Origin of the sequence: Mesorhizobium sp. L-8-3 (assembly GCF_016756615.1) — a bacterium.
GTDB lineage: Bacteria > Pseudomonadota > Alphaproteobacteria > Rhizobiales > Rhizobiaceae.
The window spans coordinates 4158471-4177383 of record NZ_AP023262.1; the positions used below are offsets into that span (position 1 = coordinate 4158471).

Here is an 18913-nt window from a genome sequence, read left to right on the forward strand (position 1 = left end):
AACCTGGTGGTGGCGAGGCCGAGGCGATCTCCGAGACCCGCATCAGGGAAGGGGCGGCGACCCCCGAAAAGCGCGTGGCCGCGCTCGCCCACGAGGCCGGCATCGGCGGCTTCCATTTCTACCACGGCATTCCCGGCGGCGTCGGCGGCGCGCTGCGCATGAATGCCGGCGCCAACGGCGTCGAGACGCGCGAGCGCGTGGTCGCGGTGCGCGCGCTCGACCGCACGGGCAATCTCCACACGCTCTCCAATGCCGACATGGGCTACGCCTACCGCCATACGGCCGCGCCCGCCGGGCTCATCTTCACCTCGGCGGTCTTCGAGGGCTACCCGGAAGACAAGGATGCCATCAAGGCGGCCATGGATGCCGTGCAGCACCACCGCGAGACGGTGCAGCCCATCCGCGAAAAGACCGGCGGCTCCACCTTCAAGAACCCCGAGGGCAGCTCGGCCTGGAAGGAGATCGACAAGGCCGGCTGCCGCGGCCTGATGATCGGCGGCGCGCAGATGTCGCCCATGCACTGCAACTTCATGATCAACACCGGCAACGCCACCGGCTACGACCTCGAATATCTCGGCGAAACCGTGCGGGCGCGTGTGCTGGAGAATTCAGGCATCCGCCTGCACTGAGAGATCAAGCGCATCGGCCAGTTCAAGCCGGGGCACGAGGTGCAGGAGTTTCTGGGGCAGTTGTTGTGAGGGTGGGGCGGCCACCACGTGTCGAATTGCGGTCTATCCACGCCCGAGCCATACGATCCCGTTCGGCCCCGACCGTCACAGGCAACCTCCACACACTAACGCGCTCCCGAGGCTGTTCTCGGGCACCGGCCAGGCAGACGTATGCTTATCGGACCTGATTGAGGGAAAAAGGTGCTGGCCGCTCTAAGCTGGGTTTGAGCTTCTGCGAGCGGGATGGATGAGATGCAACCCCTCAAAGTATTTTAGGAAATCGCGCTCGTTTGTTGACACCAATGGTCGTCCCAAGGTCTCAGCCGCTGCGCCGATCAGAAAGTCTGGTAGGAGAGACAACTTTGGCCCTTTGTTGTTTGTTTTATAGTGGATGTAGGCACGACTTGCACGGAAGAGGGCGGCTTCGTCTTCTGTCAATGATTCTATGCCAAGAGATTGCAGCGATTGCCGTACATGCTCTAGCGAATCCATGCCGACGCAATATTCTGAAAATACAACTGGGCTAATGACAATTGGGCCGCGCGACTTTCCAGCTTCGAACTGCTCGCGAGACCATTGGTGATGTTCTTCCGTATCCTTGGTCAGCGCGATTAGGGCACTAGTGTCGAAGAAGGTCGTCATGCTTCCCTCGTCAACTTGAGTACTTCCTCTGTGGTCATCGTTGGTTGAATTCCCTCTCGCTTCAGACGGTCTAAGGCCGCCCGTGTATGATCGCGAATGAATTCGTCGGCGTCGAACTCGTCCATCAGCATGCTGCCAATCACGTCGAACCCAGCATAGATGGCAAGCATCGCGCAGGCAGCGGGAATGCTCTTGAGAATTCGAACATTGGTTGGGTGGATGGCGCCTTTTGGGTCGGGGTCATTCGGCGCTACCCAGCTCTCGACATCGCGCACCAAGACGTTCGTCCTCGCCTCGACTGCTTCATCAGAGAACCGATCCCGCCCCCCACAGGCAGTATACAACCTGACCAAATGTTTAGTCGCCAAGTCCTTTTCCAGGCTGCGCTTGCCGGACACCGCAGCAAAGTCCGATTGCTGAAGCAAGGTGGCGTATTCAGTCTCTGCAACATATACACCGGCTATGCGCTTGTCCTCAATCAAGCGATCGAGCGCGAGGAAAAGAGCATCAACCCACCAGCGGTCCACTCGATCGGTCTTGAGATCACTGATTCGCCCAATCTTGTATAGATGTGCCAGGTTGGTCGCGACTTTGCGTGCGGTCTGTGCTACATAACGCGGTTCAGATATTAGGAATGCTTCGATATCATCAGCGCTAACACGTCGCGTATCCCATTCTAACTGTTTCGCCAATCGCTCCTTAACGTAGCCATTTGCCCAGAGCGCTGGTCGACGTTGAAAAGACTGCGCGCCTTTGAAAACACCCACATAAGAGAAGTTGAACGCGAACAGCGCCAGCTTGTCGAAACGCGGGGAGTGGTTGCCGGAGATAGCTTGGAACACCAACTCGTCTGCAATAAGGTAGTCGATGCCATCCCGTTGACGATTGAAAAGGAAGAAGTTGATCGGAATGTAGACAGGGCGGCCCAATCCTTCGAGGCGTTGGCGAAACTCCTCGCGCGGGATGTCCTCCATCTTCAGATCGAAGCCAATGCGAATGCTCTCGTAGAGCTGCGCGAAGCCTCGTTCGGAGCCCCAAGAAAAGTTTTTGGTGAAGCTCCCCGGTCGCCACTCTTCCACTTTTCCCGTCATCGCTCTCGATTGTCATAGGGCCCGCCGAGCGGGCGGCGACATTGTTCCCGCTGTCCCTTAAGATTTCAAGAACGTTTGATGGATCCGGGTGCGATGCTCGGATACCGTTGTTGTTATGCTTGATTCCTTACGCAGCCGCGGCTTCCAAGTCGAATTCCACAGCCATGCAAGGTCGATCCTTGAAGGTGAGTTTCCCGAGGCCGTTGCCGAGTTGGAAGAGGTGCTCCTCGGCGCCACTATCCCGATTGAGGAAATCATTGGATCGGGCGGCGGGGAGACAAAAGGCACTCAACGCTTGCGTCGAGGTTTGAAGGCCAAAGGTTGGGACACGGTCACGTTCACGGTCGAGAAAATCATTAATGGAGTCGCCCGGGAGTCGGTCAGCCACAAGATGGACCACGTCCGATCGTTCATTGGCGATGATCGGACCTATACGATTGCGATGGAGATCGAATGGAACAACAAGGACCCATTTTACGACCGCGATCTGGAGAATTTCAAGCGCTTGCATGCCGACGGTGCGATCTCGATCGGCGTCATTGTTACTCGAGGGCGATCGTTGCATGAGAACATGCGGGCCATTGTGCATCGGTTTTGCGAAGAATACGGGATCAATGACATAGCTGACCTTGAGCGGTGGGGTTATGTGCCGACGCCCAAGCAGAAGAAAGCCATCGAGGTTAGAGTCTCACGCGAGAGAAATCCGCTGACCTTTCGTGAGGCCTGGGTTGATAAGTTCGTCTCCGACAAGTTCGGAGAAGCAACCACTCATTGGCGAAAGCTGGAGGACCGTGTCCATCGGGGCGTAGGAAATCCATGCCCGCTGGTGTTAATCGGCATCCCAGACACCGTTGTGACGTTCGGCGAGAGCCAGCAGGTTGTGCAAGTGCTGATCGAAGAAGGAGACGAGGACGAGCCTGGTACGGAGCGTTAATTATTCGGCTGCTATGCGAACTGCGCGAGAATGGTTGGAATATGTGTCCCACGTCGGTTCGTAGCTTTCGTCGGCCTGGTTTCCCCACGTTGACCAACCCTTCCGCACGCCCCGGCCGAACATTTCCAAATATGGTCCGGACGAACAGCTTTCAATCAGGGGATATTGTTCGTCCGGCTTGCGAGAGTGCTCACGCTTCCGGGTGCCGAGATAATTGACCTGTGTCCTACCTGGGGCGAGCGTGCGAGCGTTCTTACCACGCACGCCGAACAGGATTAGTTCAGTGACGTTACGGAAGTAGAAGCCGACGCCACGACCATCTGAGCCGCCATCCTTGCGGATTTTATGCCAGACAATATTGGACTTGTAAGAAAAACCCCACGCCCGCATCACCTCTAGCCCCTCCGGAAGGAGGGCGTTCGGCACCCACAAATAAAGGTGCGCTGTAGGGGCGGCCGCGTCGGCGACTGGTAGCGACATGATCTCCGGGAGAGTCATCGTACCATAGCGAGTGAGGCGGCGGTGCTCTGGCGCGACCTTGCCCGTGCGGTTCATGAATTGCCATGGCGGATCAGCCATGATCGTCGCGAAGCGCTTCTTGCCTATGAATCTCTGGAAGTCGGCGACCGGGTCAAGCGGTTGTTCTGGTCGCGCGAGCATGAGGCGCCTTTCCATTTTGTTCTGCATGTTCACAATGCCCCGATTCTGACAATTTGGACAGACGCTATCGAGCAATAGCCGTGATCGATGTTGCCCATCGGCGGTTCAGCGGCCCTGGCCCATGGAGGCCTCTCCGTCAGCTTTCCGTCATCATTCGAGGACGCATTTCTGCCTGTCCAGCTCCGGTGCTTGTCCCAAAAACACTCGAGTGCCCACCCAAAAAAAACCGCTTTGGCTGTCCATTGATATTCCCCCGTCTAAGCAATAGAACAAAACAGGAACTATGCTGTCAAGTGTTCTAACAGGCGTATGGGTGAAGGGAGCCGTTGCCCGCCTCAGACGACCGGAAGTCTACCAAAGTCGCCACGCGGACACTGGCGGTCTCGATGGGCTCGACGACACGGCGAAGCACTTTCTCCAGCCAACGACGAATTTTGCGCCGTCCTTGACGGATTAGGCTGCCTGGTCCGCCTTCGGATCTTCGGGCGTCAGCTGGAAGCGCTCACGTCCCTCCACTGCATCGATGCGGAACTCGTAGCGCGCCAGAAGGGCGTGCCGGTGCCCAAAGGGATCGCACACCATCGTGAGCTCAGCGGAATCGCGGGTGCCGGGATAGAATGCGATCCGGTAGATGAAGAAGCGCGCACGGCGAAGTTCGGCAGCCCGCCACTCATTGCCGGTGAGCTCGATCGTACCCGACTTGCTTTCGATGAACCGCTGAACAAGGTTTGTCAGCCCAGGATCCACTTTGAAGGCATCCCGATCCGTCTCGGTAGCGAAGCTCAGCCAGTCGCAACCAAAGGCGCCCCGGCCCTGTAGATGGGCGACGGGAAGTGGAAACCGGCCCTCGGCGATCTCGAATAGCCGCGTCCATTCCTCAGCGTCCGCGGTGCGGTAGGGGTCGGGATGCGCCGAGGTCGATAACGGCCCAGTCGCCCTGGCCACCCGTATTTGGACTGGCCGGCCGCCCGCGGGCGGCGCGGAAGGAGTCGACGCGCTTGTTGGGCCAGTGCCGAGCGGCGTCGCGGTGACCGCGGTCGGGTTGCCCGGCTTTGACGAAGGCGCCGCGGGGCCGAGGGCGCCTTGGCCGCCGGCCGGCGCAGCGGGATCGGCAGGTGCCGGCGCTGGTGCGGGTCCCAATGTGGGGCCACGTGCCAGTGTCGCAGCATCAACTTTGACCGGCTCATAGGCCTCGTCGGGCGGACCGATGTCGGCGAGCAGCGCGACTATTTCCTCATCTGACAGATTGGGGAGCATGCGGCGCAGCAATATTCGCCGCAGCTCGTCGTTATGCGCTGAAAGGAGTCGCACAAAATCGGCGCCGCTCTGCAGGTCGAACAACTCTGCGATGCCGTCGGCGATCGCTTCGTGTGCCAGCGCCGAGATCTGCGCGGGCTGATGATAACTCTCGATGGCAACGATCAGAGTGTCTTTCTCAAGTACATGCGTCCAGGGCTCGATCCGGCCTACGACCCTGCAGTCGCGGATAGTGACCGCGATCTCCGCTGCAGAGGCGACCTTCAGTTTCATCCGGTCGAAGCGGCGGAGCCGCGTGGTAACGTTAGTATCGGCGAGGCGCAACGCCCGGATGAAGGGCCGCGCACTCACGAGATCCGCCCTCAGCATCGCTGCGGGCGCGCCGGTCTCCTCGGTCAGGCTGGAAATTTCCAGCTGATACTTCTCCTGGCTCAACGCCGCAACGCCGAAGCGTTCCGCAACATTGCCGGTGTTGCGCCGGGGCGGCAGATCGATCAGCGCTAGAAACTCGCGCGCCGCCAGCGGGAAACCGGTTTGGTCAGCGTAGAGCGCTTCGGCCGGTCGCACCCAGTCGCGAACATGGCCGCGGTGAATCTGGACCTTACCATTGGTCAGAAAATCGTGCCGCTCCGTCGGTGCCGCGTCTACGTCGAACCGGTCCAGTGCAAGGACCTGCTGATAGAGGGTTCGCACCGTGGCTTCGGTGGGCGCGCGCTCCGGCAGCCCCCTGAGCAGCGCAAAGATTTGCGCTTCGGACAGGTCGGAAAGCCCGAGCGGGACCCTGGCATGGTCGAGTCCCCGGCGCCAAGCATATTGGCTCAGGCCGAAGCGTTCTTCGCTGCCGACTACCGCCGGGCGCGGCACGTGAAACAACTCGGTTAGGCTGCCCGGCTGCACCATAGCGTCACACGGCGCCTCGTGGCGGTCACCTTTGCACGCCAGCCAAGGCTCCGCTGCGATGCGCTTGCGGACGAGATCGGGTAGCGCGCCGCGATAGCGGCGGAAATTCGCCTTGCCGTCCTTGCGCCCCCTCACGGTCACCGGAAAGCAGTGGGGCGCGGACAAGTCGAAGCGCGGATCGAACGCGAGCCAGGCCAGGATCGCGTCGCTCTCGGCAGTCGCGAGGATCTGTTGGAGGCCGACGATCATCGAGCAGTCGGCCTGAAAATTGTAGCCCCATATGATCTCGTGCTTCTCGAAGGTCTGGCGCGAACTGCCATCGTCGACCATTATTGAAGCGGGCAGCGCGCCAAGGATGACCGGGCGCAGGTCGTGCGGTACAGGCCCGGCGATGGCGCGCGGCCAGCGGTTGACCCCGATCCATTCGAAGAACGCTGCGAGGTTGGTGGCGCCGCCGTCGATGCCATTGTCTTCTGCGGACCCGATCAGTTGCTCCGGCGCTGAGCCGTACAGCGCGGCATTGATGCGTCCTACCTGCCCGAATGGCTCCGATAAATGAACTTCCCCCGTGTCGCGCCAGACGCCGTCCTGGCACATCACCTTGAATATTCCGGGCGGGCGTCGGTTCTCAGGAGAATACAGGGCGTGAATGGTGTGGAGGAGCGCGCGCTGTACAACGTCGGGATCACGGCGCCCACGGCCAAGCGCCTTGGCGGCCTGGTTGCGAAGCGCTGCAATCACGCTTTCGTTGCTGTATTCGGTGATCCCGAAGCCGCTAAGCTTGCGTAGCTTGTCTCGGGGATTCTGGCCATCCATCCTACGCAGCACGAGCTTCCAGAGGTCGGGCAGTATAAACCGCGCCCTGGCCCAGTCCGGTAGCTGGGGGAGCCGTTCGCCGCTTGCTGGCGGCGGGAACGGCATGTGATTGTCCTGAATTGGCTTCCCGTTCTGGTCGAGCAGCAGCCCGCGATGCTGATGCTTGGGGTCCAGATTGAGCGCGATGCCGACGATCGCCTTCGCACGCTCGTCAAGCGAGAGCTCGGCCTTGCGCAGGTTGCGTACAATAGCTTCGGAGGGGAGTTCGCTGACCTCGAGCCGCAGCAGGACCTCGTGGTCATCGGCGTTGCGGCATCTCGGAAGTTGGCCGAAGAGCCGGGTCGGGAGATAACTCGAATATCCGAGCGGGCCGAGCTTGGCATCGTTAGGTTTGATGCGGCCGCCGTGCATGGTCGGGATGATGGCAAGCGGGCGGACGGCGCGATAGACCGTCGCTTCGAAGTCTTTGAGTGCTTTGGGGAAAGGTTCCTGACGCGCCAGGAAGTCGAGCGCGTTACCGATCCGTCTGCCCTTGGAGAGCTTCGCGAGCGCCTCCGCATAGAATGCGGCGAGCGCCTTGAGCACGCCCTCATTGAGTTCGGAATTTTCCTTGAAGGCCTTGCGGTTAGAATCGAGCTCAAGCGTGGCATGGAAGAGCGCCGCAAAGGGCACCGGGATGCTCGTGGGAAAATAGCTGTGGAGAAAGCCCGGGCTATTTTCGGGGCCGTTGCGAAAGGCGATCGCCAATTCGTAGCGACGCGCCTTGCGGCGTCCGTGAAGTAGCAGTTCGCCGCGCTTCCGCACGCAGATCCAGCTTTGTTCGCTCGCCTCACCGCCGGTTTCGGCCCTTAGCGTATAGCTGTCCGCGCCTGCGGGCGTGCGCCGCCAGCATGTGGTGGGCCGGTCAGCGATGCAGAGCTCGATCTCCTCAAGGGCGTCAACGAACAGGAGGAAGGTCGGCTCGAACTCGGCGGCCTGCTCGATTGCGCGCTCCAGGCTGCGTTCATCGTCGAAAGGCGCCGCGACCACGGTATCGTATCCCAGCAACCGCAGCGCTCGCGCGCGCTCAAGCAGCAGCGTGTTCGTGACACCGCCGAGCGTTCCCATCGCATCCCCGAAGGCGGGGTACGCGAGGATTGGCACTGCGGGTTCTTCCTCGGAAGCATAGATCTCGGCGAGTTCGGCGCTCTCGTCGGCGAGCGAGGCGATGATCGACTCCGCGTGTTGAAATGAGAAGCCGATCTCCAGCGCGCCGCTGGAGATGATCGGTTCATGCGACCAGTTCAATAGCGCGCGAAAGCCCAGCCCCTTGGCACCGATCAGCTTGACCTTCCTGTTAGGCTTGTCGCTGGCATGCGGGGTCATCAGGGACTCGACTCCGCTCGGGCGGAAAGGCTGACCGCTGTTGGCTACAATCAGGCCCTCGCGGCTGATCTCGATTCGGATGCGGCCCTTGCCGCCAACCTCAGCGGCGGCATCCGCCGCATTCTGCACGAGTTCGAGCAGTTCGCGTCCGGCATAGTCGTCGGCAGTCTGCCGCTCGTTGCGCACCTGCGCGAGAAGCAGCTTGGGCTTGGTGCGGAAGACTTGCTGCGTCTTCTCGATTTCCCGCGTTAGGAAACGATGCCAGCCGCGCGAATCCAAATGATCCGAAGACGCCTCTGCGTCTCGATCTGCATGCCCGGTCAGAAATTGTTGGGGATCGTTTGCCCTCGCCATAGCCTATACGATCTGGCATCTTGTCTGGACACGCAAGGGCTGTTCCTGCCTTATTCGGTTGCGGTTAACACAGGCGGGAGACGAACGTCCGTCTTGGTTCAAAGGCGCCTCCTGACGTGCCAATTCGCGATTCAAATGGAAGTGCGGCGACGTTCAGAGCGCTCGCCGAGCGGAGTTCAGGAGCGCGACCGCGAAGTTCGCAACTTACTGCTTGAAGCAGTTTTCCCGATGCCACTGTAAGAAGTGCGGATGCGGCCGGTCCGTCTGGCGCTGAGGCGGGATCGCCCGTCCTGTCCGATTGATGATGTTCCAAATGCCATCCAGGTCGTTAGCCTGCCGGGATACCAAAATCTCGAGATCATCAGATAGGCTGATGAGGCCTCTGTCGAACATCCAATGGGCCGTGCCTGACAAGGCTAAGCCGTTGCTGATGATGTCCGGCCCGCCTGCTTGCACCGGGCGAATATGAGCAGCCGCGACCTCGGCGCGTCCACCGCCGTTTATCAGCTTCAATCCCGTGATTGCGCAACGCTCATCGTAAGCTTGCAGGATCAACTGTCGAAAGACACGATCACGAACGATACGCGACGTGAGGTAAGACACCCTGTCGCGCGTTTGTTCGATCTCGAATGGCGCTTGCGTTTCGATGAATCCGGGGCCTTGTGAGGGCAAATCGAGCCTCGGCAGAACGGAATTTGGTTGCTCCAGCCCGAGCGCAAGGATCCGGTCGAAGTCAGTCGGCGAGATGGGCCGAACCGCAGCCTGTGCGCGCCCTGATATTCCGCCATCGTCATTCAATACGCCTCGTTCGATAACTCCGTCGGCGCCGCTGAAAGGAACTGGATTTACGAAGTCGAGATAGCTGCCCGGCTCTATCAGCGCGACATACATGCCCGGGAGAGCAGGGTCTGGGATAATTTCCTGGACCTTCGCGATGGCGAAATAGCCGCGTGTTCCGGAAACCTTCCGAGGTTCGTAATAGACGATCCAGTCGCCGACACATCCCTGAGCGCGACGCAGGTACATGCTCGGTAACTGATATCGTTCAGCAGGGCTGTCATCGTAGATCGAATCTGTGCGGTGGATGAAAACCCCGAATCCCATTCGTATTTGATACACCGTGACGAAAGGGTCTGCGACCGAACAGTTTTTGGTTGACGCTGTACCAGTGTGAAATGGTAAGCGGCCCGAACATCAAGCGTCGATCGTTTCTCCGGGGATGGAACGGGTCTATCCTATCGCGCCCGATCACTTCTTCATAACCCACCCTTTGATCATATTGACGTCCGAGCGGTTTCATAGGATTTTCTGACGTCTCATCCCATGCTTCGAAATCCGTGCCTTCCGATCTGATCGAGGCGGAACGCCGATAGGTTATCGGTGCTTGATTTTGCAGTGACGATCGCTTCCGATCTCCCCAACATCAATCTTTGGCCTCTCATGAAACTCCAGCTCTTCCGCAATGCGACCCTGAAGCTCCATTACGCCGGCCGCACTATCCTGATCGATCCCTATCTCGCGCCGAAACACAGCCTGCCGTCCTTCACCGGCCGCTCGCCCAACCCGATGGTCGAGCTGCCGGTCGGCATCGACGAGATCCTCGATGGCGTCGAGCTGGTCGTCGTCTCGCATCTGCACCAGGATCATTTCGACGCGGTCGCCAAAGAGCGCGTGCCGAAACACCTGCCGCTCTTCTGCCAGCCGGGCGACGAGGGCAGGATCCGCGAGGCGGGGTTCACCGATGTCACGCCGCTCACCGACCGCGCCGAATGGAACGGCATCACGCTGACGCGCCGCGAGGGCAGCCACGGCCTGGGGTCTGTGGTCGAGCTCATGGGGCCGGTCATCGGCTTCAGCCTCGAGGCCGAGGGCGAGCCCTCCGTCTATTGGGCCGGCGACACCGTGCTTTATCCGCCCGTCGAAAAGACCACAAGCGAAACGAAACCCGATATCGTCGTCACCCATTCCTGCGGCGCCCGCTGGAACGGCGATCTCATCGTCATGGATGCCGATGAGACGATCGCGGTCTGCGAGAGTTTCGGCGGAACCGTCGTCGCCGCCCATATGGAGGCGCTCGACCATGCCACTGTCACGAGGGACGATCTGCGCCGCGCCGCCGAGGCGAGGGGCGTTCCCGCCTCGAAGCTGCTGATCCCGGCCGATGGCGAGACGCTGGAGCTGCGGCGGCCATAGGCGGCGCCGTCGCCGCGCCCCCGGTCGCAAAGGGTCATTGCGCCCATAGGTTGTATTTCCGGGTTACGGCGGGAACAGGCTTCGTCCTGCAAAAATCCAGTTCTTTACAGGACGACGGGTTCTCGTGCCCCGCGGCGATCTCCCGGCGGTTGATCGCGTCATGGTTGTAGTTTCCGCTTCGCAGGAGTGGCTTGCATGTTCCGCTCTGTGAGCCCGGGCGGAGGCAGTTCCCGCCAACGCAGGCGGCAGGCGGCGCGCGGCGGCGAAGGGCGGCACGGAACTTGTCCCCACGGCGCGAGTTGAAGGCGCGGATGGAGAGGTTTTTCCCCTTGTGCCCGACAAAGCCGAACGATCAAATCCCGCCAATGCCGGAGACAAGCTAGGTGGCCGATCGTCGCGACACTGACCCGCCTTTCGCCGATGTTCTCGCCGCGCCGCCCACGCGCATGTCGCTGCCCACCATCGCGGCCACGGCCGCCGTCATCGCCGCGCTCTATTTCGGCCGGGAGGTCTTCCTGCCGCTCGCTGTCGCGCTGCTGCTCACCTTCGCGCTGGCGCCCGTCGTCGCCTGGCTGCGGCGGTTCGGCATACCCCGCATCGCCGCCGTCATCGCCAGCGTCTTTTCGGCCTTCGCGGCGGTGGCGCTGTTCAGCTTCGTGCTGGCCGTGCAGGTCACCGAGCTCGCGCACAACATCACGCTCTACCAGTCCAACATCCTCACCAAGGTCCGCACGCTCAAGGATACCGGCGCTTCGGGCGGCATCGTCGACAGGCTCACCGGCGTCATCGAGCGTGTCGGCCGGGAGATCGAGGCCGAGGAGCAGCCCGCCGCGGCCGGCGAGGCCGAGCGCGAGCCGCTGCCGGTCGAGATCGTCTCGCGCCAGAAGCCGCTCGACGTTCTGCTCAGCATGCTCACCCCACTGTTCGGGCCGCTCGCCACCACCGGCCTCATCATCGTCGTCGTCATCTTCATGCTGCTCGAACGGGAGGACCTGCGCGACCGCTTCATCCGGCTGGTCGGCTATGGCGACCTCCACCGAACCACCCAGGCGCTGGAGGATGCGGGCGGCCGGGTCGGGCAATATCTCCTGGCGCAGCTCCTCGTGAACACCGCCTATGCCATCCCCGTCGCCATCGGGCTCTGGCTGCTCGGCATACCCAACGCGCCGCTCTGGGGGCTGCTGGCGCTCGTGCTGCGTTTCGTGCCCTTCATCGGCCCCGTCATCGCCATGCTGCTGCCGCTCTTCCTGGCGGTGGCCGTGGCGCCGGGCTGGTCGCTGGTGCTGTGGACGGCGGCACTCTTCGTCGTCATGGAGCTCATCATCAACAATGTCGTGGAGCCCTATGTCTACGGCTCGCGCACCGGCCTGTCGCCGCTCGCCATCATCGTCGCCGCCATCTTCTGGACCTGGCTGTGGGGGCCGCTCGGGCTGGTGCTGTCGACGCCGCTCACCGTCTGCCTCGTGGTGCTCGGCAGGCATGTGCCGCAATTCGAGTTCCTCGACGTGCTGTTCGGCAACGAGCCGGTGCTGGAGCCCCATGCGCGCCTCTACCAGCGCCTGCTCGCCGGCGACCCCGACGAGGCCACCGACCATGCCGAGGATTTTCTGGAGGAAGGCTATCTCGTCGATTTCTACCGCAGCGTGGCGGTGCCCGCGCTGCTGCTCGGCGAGCACGACCGGGCGAGGGGGGTGATGACCGAGGCCGAGCGGCGGCGCATGGCGGCGAGCGCGCTGACCATGGTCGCCAATCTCGAAGACATCGTCCGCGAAGAGGCCGACGAGGAGGAGGAAGCCGACGACGAGGACAACGGGTCCGCCGGGGAGGCGGAGCTGCCCGACGGCACCGGCATGACGGTCTGCTGCGCCGGCGGGCGCGGCGAGCTCGACGACGCGGCAGCCGCCATGCTGGCGCAGGTGCTCGAGGTGCAGGGCGCTAACGTTTCGTGGCTGAGCTTCACCGACATCGAGCCGGGCAACATCCGCAGCCTCGACCTGAAGAAGGTCGACACCATGGTGATCGGCTTCCTCAACATGGATTCCATGAACCACGCCCGCTTCCTCGTCCGCCGCCTGAAGCGCGCCCGCCGCGGCCTGCGCGTCGGCATCGTCTACTGGTCCGATGCCGGTACTTCCGACAACAAGGCGCTGGTCGAAATGGCCGGCGTCATCAACGCCGACTTCGTCGCCCAAGGCATGCTCGACGCCGTCACCGGCGCCCTCTCCGACACCCCCGCCATCCCCCTGAAGCTCCCCACCCGCCCCCGCCGCCGGGCACCGGCGCGGAAGAAGGCGAAGGTGGCGGCGCAGGGGTGAGGGTGGGGCAGAAGTTACCCCTCATCCGACCTCGCTTCGCGAGGCCACCTTCTCCCACAAGGGGAGAAGGGAACGCCCTGCGGGAACGCTTCCGCCAGTCGTCAACGTTGGCGATTTACAGAAGCGACAATGCCAAGCTCCGACCTTCTCCCCTTGTGGGAGAAGGTGGCCTCGCGAAGCGAGGTCGGATGAGGGGTGTGCAGCGCGCCGAGCTAACCGACTACCGCGAGAATATCACTCCCCACCCCGCCCCACATTCCGCACCAGCACCGCCGCGATAATGATCATCCCCGTGAAGATATCCTGCAGATAATTCGGCACCCCGAGGATCGTCAGCCCGTTCGCCGCCACCGCGATGATCGCAGCACCCAGCACCGTCCCCAGCGCGTTTGCCTCCCCATCACGAAACGCCGTCATGCCCAGGAACGCCGCCGCATAGGCCTGCAAGAGAAAACCGGTGCCACCGGTCGGATGCGCGCTGCCCAGCCGCGCCGTCAGCAGCAGCCCGGCGATCCCGGCGAACAGCGTGCAGAGCGCGAAGGCCCATGCCGTGTTGGGGATGATGGGCACGCCGGTCAGCCGCGCCGCCTCGCGGTTGCCGCCGATCGCATGGATGCGCCGGCCGAGCTCGGTATGGTCGAGCACGAAGACGGTAAGCGCCGCCATCGCCAGCGCCCACAGCGTCAGCACCGGAATGCCGGCGAGCGAGCCGCGGCCGAGATCGCGGAAAGGCACGGGGATGCCGGAGAACAAGGTCGCGCCGTTGCTCAGCCAGAAGGTGGCGCCGCCGACGATGGTGCCGACGGCCAGCGTCACGATGAAGCTCGGCATGCGGAAGCGCGCCACCATGAAGCCGCTCACCCCGCCGATGAGGAAGGAGGAGGCAAGCGTGACGAGAACCGTCGCCGGCAGGCCCCAGCCGGCGCCGAACAAGGTCACCGCCAATATGCCCGCCCAGGAGACCACCGCGCCCACCGACAGATCGAACTCCGCCAGCGCCATCACATAGGTCGCCCCCAGCGCCACGATCGCCAGCAGCGACATCTGCTGCGTGATGTTGACGAGGTTGGAATATTGCGCAAACCCCGCCGGCGACAGCGCCGAAAACAGCGCCACGATCGCAATCAGCCCGAAAAGCGTTCCGAAACGTGTCGTCAGGGCCAAGCTGGTTTTCCTCCGGGGTGGGTGGTTGGATGTGTATGCATTGTGGAAGAACCCTTCATCCGACCGTGCTGCTGAGAGTACCCCTCATCCGACCTCGCCCTGGCGGGCGAGGCCACCTTCTCCCACAAGGGGAGAAGGCAGGAGCCTGGCTTCGGCGGCCCTGCAAATCACCAACGTTGACGTTTGGCAGAAACGCTGCGGCAGCCTTCCCTTCTCCCCTTGTGGCAGGCCGTGTGAGAACTGGACGGAGGCATAGCGTGGTGAGTGGTTTGGAAGTTGAGGCACGAGTTCATGCCCCCCTATGCTTGCGAGGACAGCAGGGTCTGGAGCAGCGCCGGCACACCCAGAATGTTCACCACCCGCTTCAGATTGTAGCCCAGGACGCTGAGCGCCAACTCGGACCTGGCCTTTTTCAGCCCGCGGACCAGGAACCGGGGATGGCCCATCATCCATTTGATGGTGCCGTAAGGGTGTTCGACCAGCATGCGCCGCTGCGCCATCCACTCGGGGTCGCTGATGGCGCGCCGGTGCATCGCCTCGCGCGCATCTTCATGGAAGTGGCGGATGATGGTGCGCTTGGCGGCCTGCGTGCACTTCGGCTTCAAGGCACAGTCCGCACAGGCCTTGGTCCCGTACTTCTTCTTCTGTTCCGTCCACGAGGTCTCCCGGTGGGTGAGCGTTTCGCCGGCCGGGCAGCGCCAGCTGTCGCTCTCGGCGTCGTAGCTGAACTGGTCGCGGGTGAAGTACTCTTTGCCTTCCGGGTTAACGGTTTCGGCCCGCGGCACGATGGCGGTGATGCCGTCGTCCTCGCAGCGCTGGCCGTGCTCGCCGTTCGAATAGCCGGCATCGGCCACCACCGTTACCTTGTCACCGTCCACGGCTTCGCGGCCGGCCACCGCCATCGGGTGGAGCTGGCACTGGTCGTTGCCGTCATTGGTCAGGTCGAAGGCAACCACCAGCTTGTGTTTTGCGTCGACCACGGTCTGCGCGTTGTAGGCCACCTGATGGCCGTGCCGAGCCGTGCGCATCAGCTTGGCCTCGGGCTCGGTGCGAACCCACTGGCTCAACCCGCGTCCGGCCAAAGCCTCGGCCTGCTGCTGGATCTGCTCGCGGCGCGCCCGCAAGGCCGCCACCGCCGCCGCAACGTCCACGCCATCCGTCTGCGCCGCGCGCTCGTCCCGGTCGGCTTCGTCCATCTGCGCAAGATAGGCGGCAATCTTGCGATCCACGGCCGCCGTCGCCTTCTCCAGTTCCTTGGCCGTCACCACCTGCTTGCGGCTCGCCACCGCATCGATCTTGGTCCCGTCGATCGCAAGCAACGTGCCGCCGACCAGCGCCTGCTCCCGGCAGAAGCGCACGAAGGCCCGGCACACCCCAACGATCGCTTCCGGATGATCCTTGCGGAAATCCGCAATCGTCTTGAAGGCCGGCGCCGCGCGATGGGTGAGCCACATCACTTCAATGTTGCGCCGCGCTTCCGCCGCAAGCCGGCGGCTCGACCGCACCTGGTTCTGGTAGCCGTACACATAAAGCTTCAACAAATCGCCCGGATCGTAGGGTGGCCGGCCCGTGGCCTCGGGAACAACCTTGGAGAAACCGAGCTGCGCCAGATCGAGGCTGTCGACGAAGGCATCGATGACCCGCACCGGATGATCGGCACCGACCGCCTCGTCCAAGGTTTCCGGGAACAAGCTCGTTTGCTCCCGCGACTGGCCTGTCATATGCGCCATTTCGGCCTCGTCTCAAACTACCAAAAATCCGGCAAATCACTGCTTTGGATCAACAATTTGAATCCGATCCAGGTTGATTTGGGAAGCCCAAGATGCTCCTCGACACATCAAAAAAACCAATGCCCGAGTTTTCACACGGCCTGGTGGGAGAAGGTGGCCTCGCGAAGCGAGGTCGGATGAGGGGTACTCCAGGCGCCAACGCCCAATGCCTGCAGCCACCCCCATCACCCGCCCGCCTCGCTGAACGTCGCCGCCAGCACGTCCTGCCGGCCGAGCGTTTCGGCGGGCGCATCCAGCACCACCGCCCCATGCGCCAGCACCACGATGCGGCCGGCCAGCATGAACAGCTCCTCGATATCGGACGTGGCGAAGATAACCGGCGTGCCCCTTGCCGCGAGCCCCCGGCAGAGCGCATGGATCTCGGCCTTGGAACGCACGTCGACCCCGCGCGTCGGCTCGTCGAGCAGCAGCAACCGCGTCGCATCCGAAAGCCAGCGGCCGATCAGCACCTTCTGCTGGTTGCCGCCGGAAAGCGTCGCGATGCGGTCCGACAGCCGGCCGAATTTTACCCCTGTCGCCGCAAGCATCGCCTCGGCGCCGCGACGCATCGAGCCCGGGGAAAGCACAGGCAAAACGGGCACGGCGCGATGATCGCCGAGATTGGGCAGCACCGCATTGTCCAGCACCGAATGGGCCATGATCAGCCCGGTGCTGCGCCGGTCCTCCGGCGCGAAGGCGACGCCGGCCGCGATGCGTTCGGCGATGCCGGAAGGCGGCAGCCGCTTGCCGGCGAGCGTGATGGTGCCGACCGCCTCCGGGCTGGCGCCCCAGATCGATGTCAGCAGGCTCGAGCGGCCGGCGCCGATGATGCCGTAGAGCCCGACGATCTCGCCGGCCGAGACGCCGAGGTCGATCCGTCTGCGGCCCGGCCCGGCGGCGAAGCCTTCGAGCCGCAGCACAGCCGGCCCGCTCGCGGCAGGCGGCGTCGCCGGGCGCTCATGCGAAAGGGCGGATCCCGCCATCATCGCCACGATGCCGTCGCGGTCGGTGTCGGCGAGCCGGCCCTGGCCGACGGTCCTGCCGTTCCTGAGCACCGTGAAATCCTCGGCCAGCTCGAACACCTCGTCCATGCGGTGCGACACGAACACGACGGCGCAGCCGGCCGCGGCGAGGCTGCGCACCACGCCGCGCAGCGTCGTCGCCTCCGCCTCGCTCAGCGAAGCCGTCGGCTCGTCGAGCACCAGCAGCCTGGCGTCGTCCATCAGCGCGCGCAGGATCTCGACCAGCTGGCGCTGGCTGAGCGAAAGCCGCCGCACCGGCACGTCGAGCGGCAGGTCGAGGCCGAGTCGGTCGCGCACTTCGCACATGCGTCCCCGCATCGCCCTGCGGTCGATCAGCCCGAACCGCTTGGGGTAGCGCCGTCCGACAAAGGCATTCTCGTAAGCCGTGAAGCCGGGCACGAGATTCAGCTCCTGATGCACGAAGCGCAGGCCCGCCGCCTCCGCATCCCGCGGGCTCGCCGGCTCGAAGTTCTTGTCCAGGAGCCGCATCTCGCCGCGATCCGGCCTCTGCGCGCCCGACAGGCATTTGAGCAGCGTCGACTTGCCGGCCCCGTTCTCGCCGAGCAGCGCATGCACCCGCCCCGCCGCGACCGACAGCGCAACGCCGTCCAGCGCGGCCACGCCGCCGAAACTCTTGGAGAGGTCACGGATGTCGAGCATGGCACAACGCCCTCTCCCCCCTTGAGGGGGAGATGGCCGCAAAGCGGCCAGAGGGGGTTGCTGCGGCAGTGCTCGACGTTGGTTTGGAGGTCGAGCACTGCCGCACGAACCCCCTCTGGGGGCTTTGCCCCCATCTCCCCCTCAAGGGGGGAGAGGACGTCGCGCTCACCTTCAACACCTCCAACCTACTGCCCGCAAGTCACCCCAAGACTCTTCCGATCGATCACCGTAGCATCGACAAAAATCTCCTGCTTGCTCACCGGCTTGCCGTCGATCACGTTGCCGATCTCCGTCACCGCCGCCCGCGCAATGCCCGGAAAGTCCTGGCGCACCGTGGCAACGAGGTTGGTGCACTGCTTGATCAGGTCGACCGCCTGCGGGTTCCCGTCGATGCCTGCGATCACCATCTTGGCGTCGGGGGCATCGCTCTGCTGGGCGAGCAGGGCGCCGATCGCGGGCTCGTCCCAGGCCGCCCACACGCCGTTGATCTGGTCGCCATGCTGGCGGATGAAGGTCTCCATGGCGAGCCGCGCATTGTCGATCGGGCCGGGCACCTGCACATAATGTTCGGCGATCACCTTGATGTCGGGGCTGGCGGCCAGCGCCTTGTCGAGCGCGAGCTCCCGCTGGCGCACGCCGGGATGCGCCGAGTGGAAGAATTTCACGATGTTGCCCTTGTTGCCGAGCTGCTTGAACAGATAATCGGAAAGGATTGTGCCCAGCGCGAAATTGTCGGTGGTGATGTTGGCGGTCACCCCGGGAGCCAGCGCGCCGTCCAGCGCGAAGACCGGGATCTTCTTCTCCGCCGCCGCGGCCACCTGGTCGGCGATCTGGTTGGGGTCGACGCTCACCAGCACGATCGCCTTGACGCCGGCATTGGTGACGTCCTCGACACGGCTGGCGAGCTGCTGGAAGTCGCCGCGCGTGTCGACCACATTCACCGACCAGCCCTTGGCCTCGGCATCGGTCTTGAAGGTCTCGACCATCTCGTTGGTGGCGACCGAGCTGATATAGGGGGTCAGCACCGCCACGTCCTCGGCATGGGCTACTGTAGTCAAGAGAGTAGCGACGAGGCCGGCCAGAATTGTCTTTGTCATTTCTTC

General features: G+C 63.1%; 12 protein-coding genes and 1 pseudogene. 4 read left to right on the forward strand and 9 right to left on the reverse strand.

Annotation, left to right across the window (positions count from 1 at the left end; all coding sequences use genetic code 11):
- Positions 1 to 5: 5 nt before the first annotated feature.
- Positions 6 to 698, forward strand: a pseudogene (murB, locus tag JN302_RS19250) (UDP-N-acetylmuramate dehydrogenase); the annotation flags it as partial.
- Between the two features lie 183 nt (positions 699 to 881).
- Here the strand turns inward: murB and JN302_RS19255 are convergent.
- Both JN302_RS19255 and JN302_RS19260 read right to left on the reverse strand, forming a co-directional pair.
- Positions 882 to 1310: a type II toxin-antitoxin system VapC family toxin gene (locus JN302_RS19255; RefSeq protein WP_202334097.1), complete on the reverse strand. Its 429-nt coding sequence runs from the start codon at positions 1308 to 1310 to the stop codon at positions 882 to 884.
- The gene (locus JN302_RS19260; RefSeq protein WP_202334098.1) at positions 1307 to 2401 is read right to left on the reverse strand and encodes a hypothetical protein; all 1095 of its coding nucleotides are present in this window, start codon (positions 2399 to 2401) and stop codon (positions 1307 to 1309) included. The genes JN302_RS19255 and JN302_RS19260 overlap by 4 nt, the downstream gene beginning before the upstream one ends.
- Before the next feature lie 115 nt (positions 2402 to 2516).
- Between JN302_RS19260 and JN302_RS19265 the strand changes: the two genes are divergently transcribed.
- The gene (locus JN302_RS19265) at positions 2517 to 3335 is read left to right on the forward strand and encodes a BglII/BstYI family type II restriction endonuclease (protein WP_202334099.1); all 819 of its coding nucleotides are present in this window, start codon (positions 2517 to 2519) and stop codon (positions 3333 to 3335) included.
- On the opposite strand, the gene JN302_RS19270 is transcribed toward JN302_RS19265, so the two are convergent.
- The 3 genes from JN302_RS19270 to JN302_RS19280 all read right to left on the reverse strand — a co-directional run bounded on the left by JN302_RS19270 (position 3336) and on the right by JN302_RS19280 (position 9791).
- Positions 3336 to 4022, reverse strand: a complete 687-nt coding sequence (locus JN302_RS19270) for an MT-A70 family methyltransferase (protein WP_244846525.1) — start codon at positions 4020 to 4022, stop codon at positions 3336 to 3338.
- 426 nt (positions 4023 to 4448) lie between these two features.
- The gene (locus tag JN302_RS19275; RefSeq protein ID WP_202334100.1) at positions 4449 to 8687 is read right to left on the reverse strand and encodes a sacsin N-terminal ATP-binding-like domain-containing protein; all 4239 of its coding nucleotides are present in this window, start codon (positions 8685 to 8687) and stop codon (positions 4449 to 4451) included.
- Between the two features lie 204 nt (positions 8688 to 8891).
- Positions 8892 to 9791 (reverse strand): HNH endonuclease, encoded by a 900-nt coding sequence (locus tag JN302_RS19280; protein ID WP_202334101.1) that lies wholly within the window; start codon positions 9789 to 9791, stop codon positions 8892 to 8894.
- A gap of 276 nt (positions 9792 to 10067) precedes the next feature.
- Between JN302_RS19280 and JN302_RS19285 the strand changes: the two genes are divergently transcribed.
- Together JN302_RS19285 and JN302_RS19290 are read left to right on the forward strand one after the other, a co-directional pair.
- Positions 10068 to 10880, forward strand: a complete 813-nt coding sequence (locus tag JN302_RS19285) for an MBL fold metallo-hydrolase (protein WP_342215979.1) — start codon at positions 10068 to 10070, stop codon at positions 10878 to 10880.
- A 446-nt stretch (positions 10881 to 11326) separates the two neighbouring features.
- Positions 11327 to 13195 (forward strand): AI-2E family transporter, encoded by a 1869-nt coding sequence (locus JN302_RS19290; RefSeq protein ID WP_202334352.1) that lies wholly within the window; start codon positions 11327 to 11329, stop codon positions 13193 to 13195.
- A gap of 234 nt (positions 13196 to 13429) precedes the next feature.
- On the opposite strand, the gene JN302_RS19295 is transcribed toward JN302_RS19290, so the two are convergent.
- The 4 genes from JN302_RS19295 to JN302_RS19310 all read right to left on the reverse strand — a co-directional run bounded on the left by JN302_RS19295 (position 13430) and on the right by JN302_RS19310 (position 18907).
- Complete coding sequence (locus JN302_RS19295; RefSeq protein ID WP_202334102.1) at positions 13430 to 14359, reverse strand: ABC transporter permease; 930 nt, start codon at positions 14357 to 14359, stop codon at positions 13430 to 13432.
- A 299-nt stretch (positions 14360 to 14658) separates the two neighbouring features.
- Positions 14659 to 16089 carry an IS1182 family transposase gene (locus JN302_RS19300; protein WP_202330014.1) on the reverse strand — a complete coding sequence of 477 codons (1431 nt, stop codon included), beginning with the start codon at positions 16087 to 16089 and terminating at the stop codon, positions 14659 to 14661.
- 224 nt (positions 16090 to 16313) lie between these two features.
- The gene (locus JN302_RS19305; RefSeq protein ID WP_202334103.1) at positions 16314 to 17810 is read right to left on the reverse strand and encodes a sugar ABC transporter ATP-binding protein; all 1497 of its coding nucleotides are present in this window, start codon (positions 17808 to 17810) and stop codon (positions 16314 to 16316) included.
- 185 nt (positions 17811 to 17995) lie between these two features.
- Entirely contained in the window at positions 17996 to 18907 is a 912-nt protein-coding gene (locus JN302_RS19310; RefSeq protein ID WP_202334104.1) for a sugar ABC transporter substrate-binding protein, read from the reverse strand.
- Positions 18908 to 18913 lie beyond the last annotated feature (6 nt).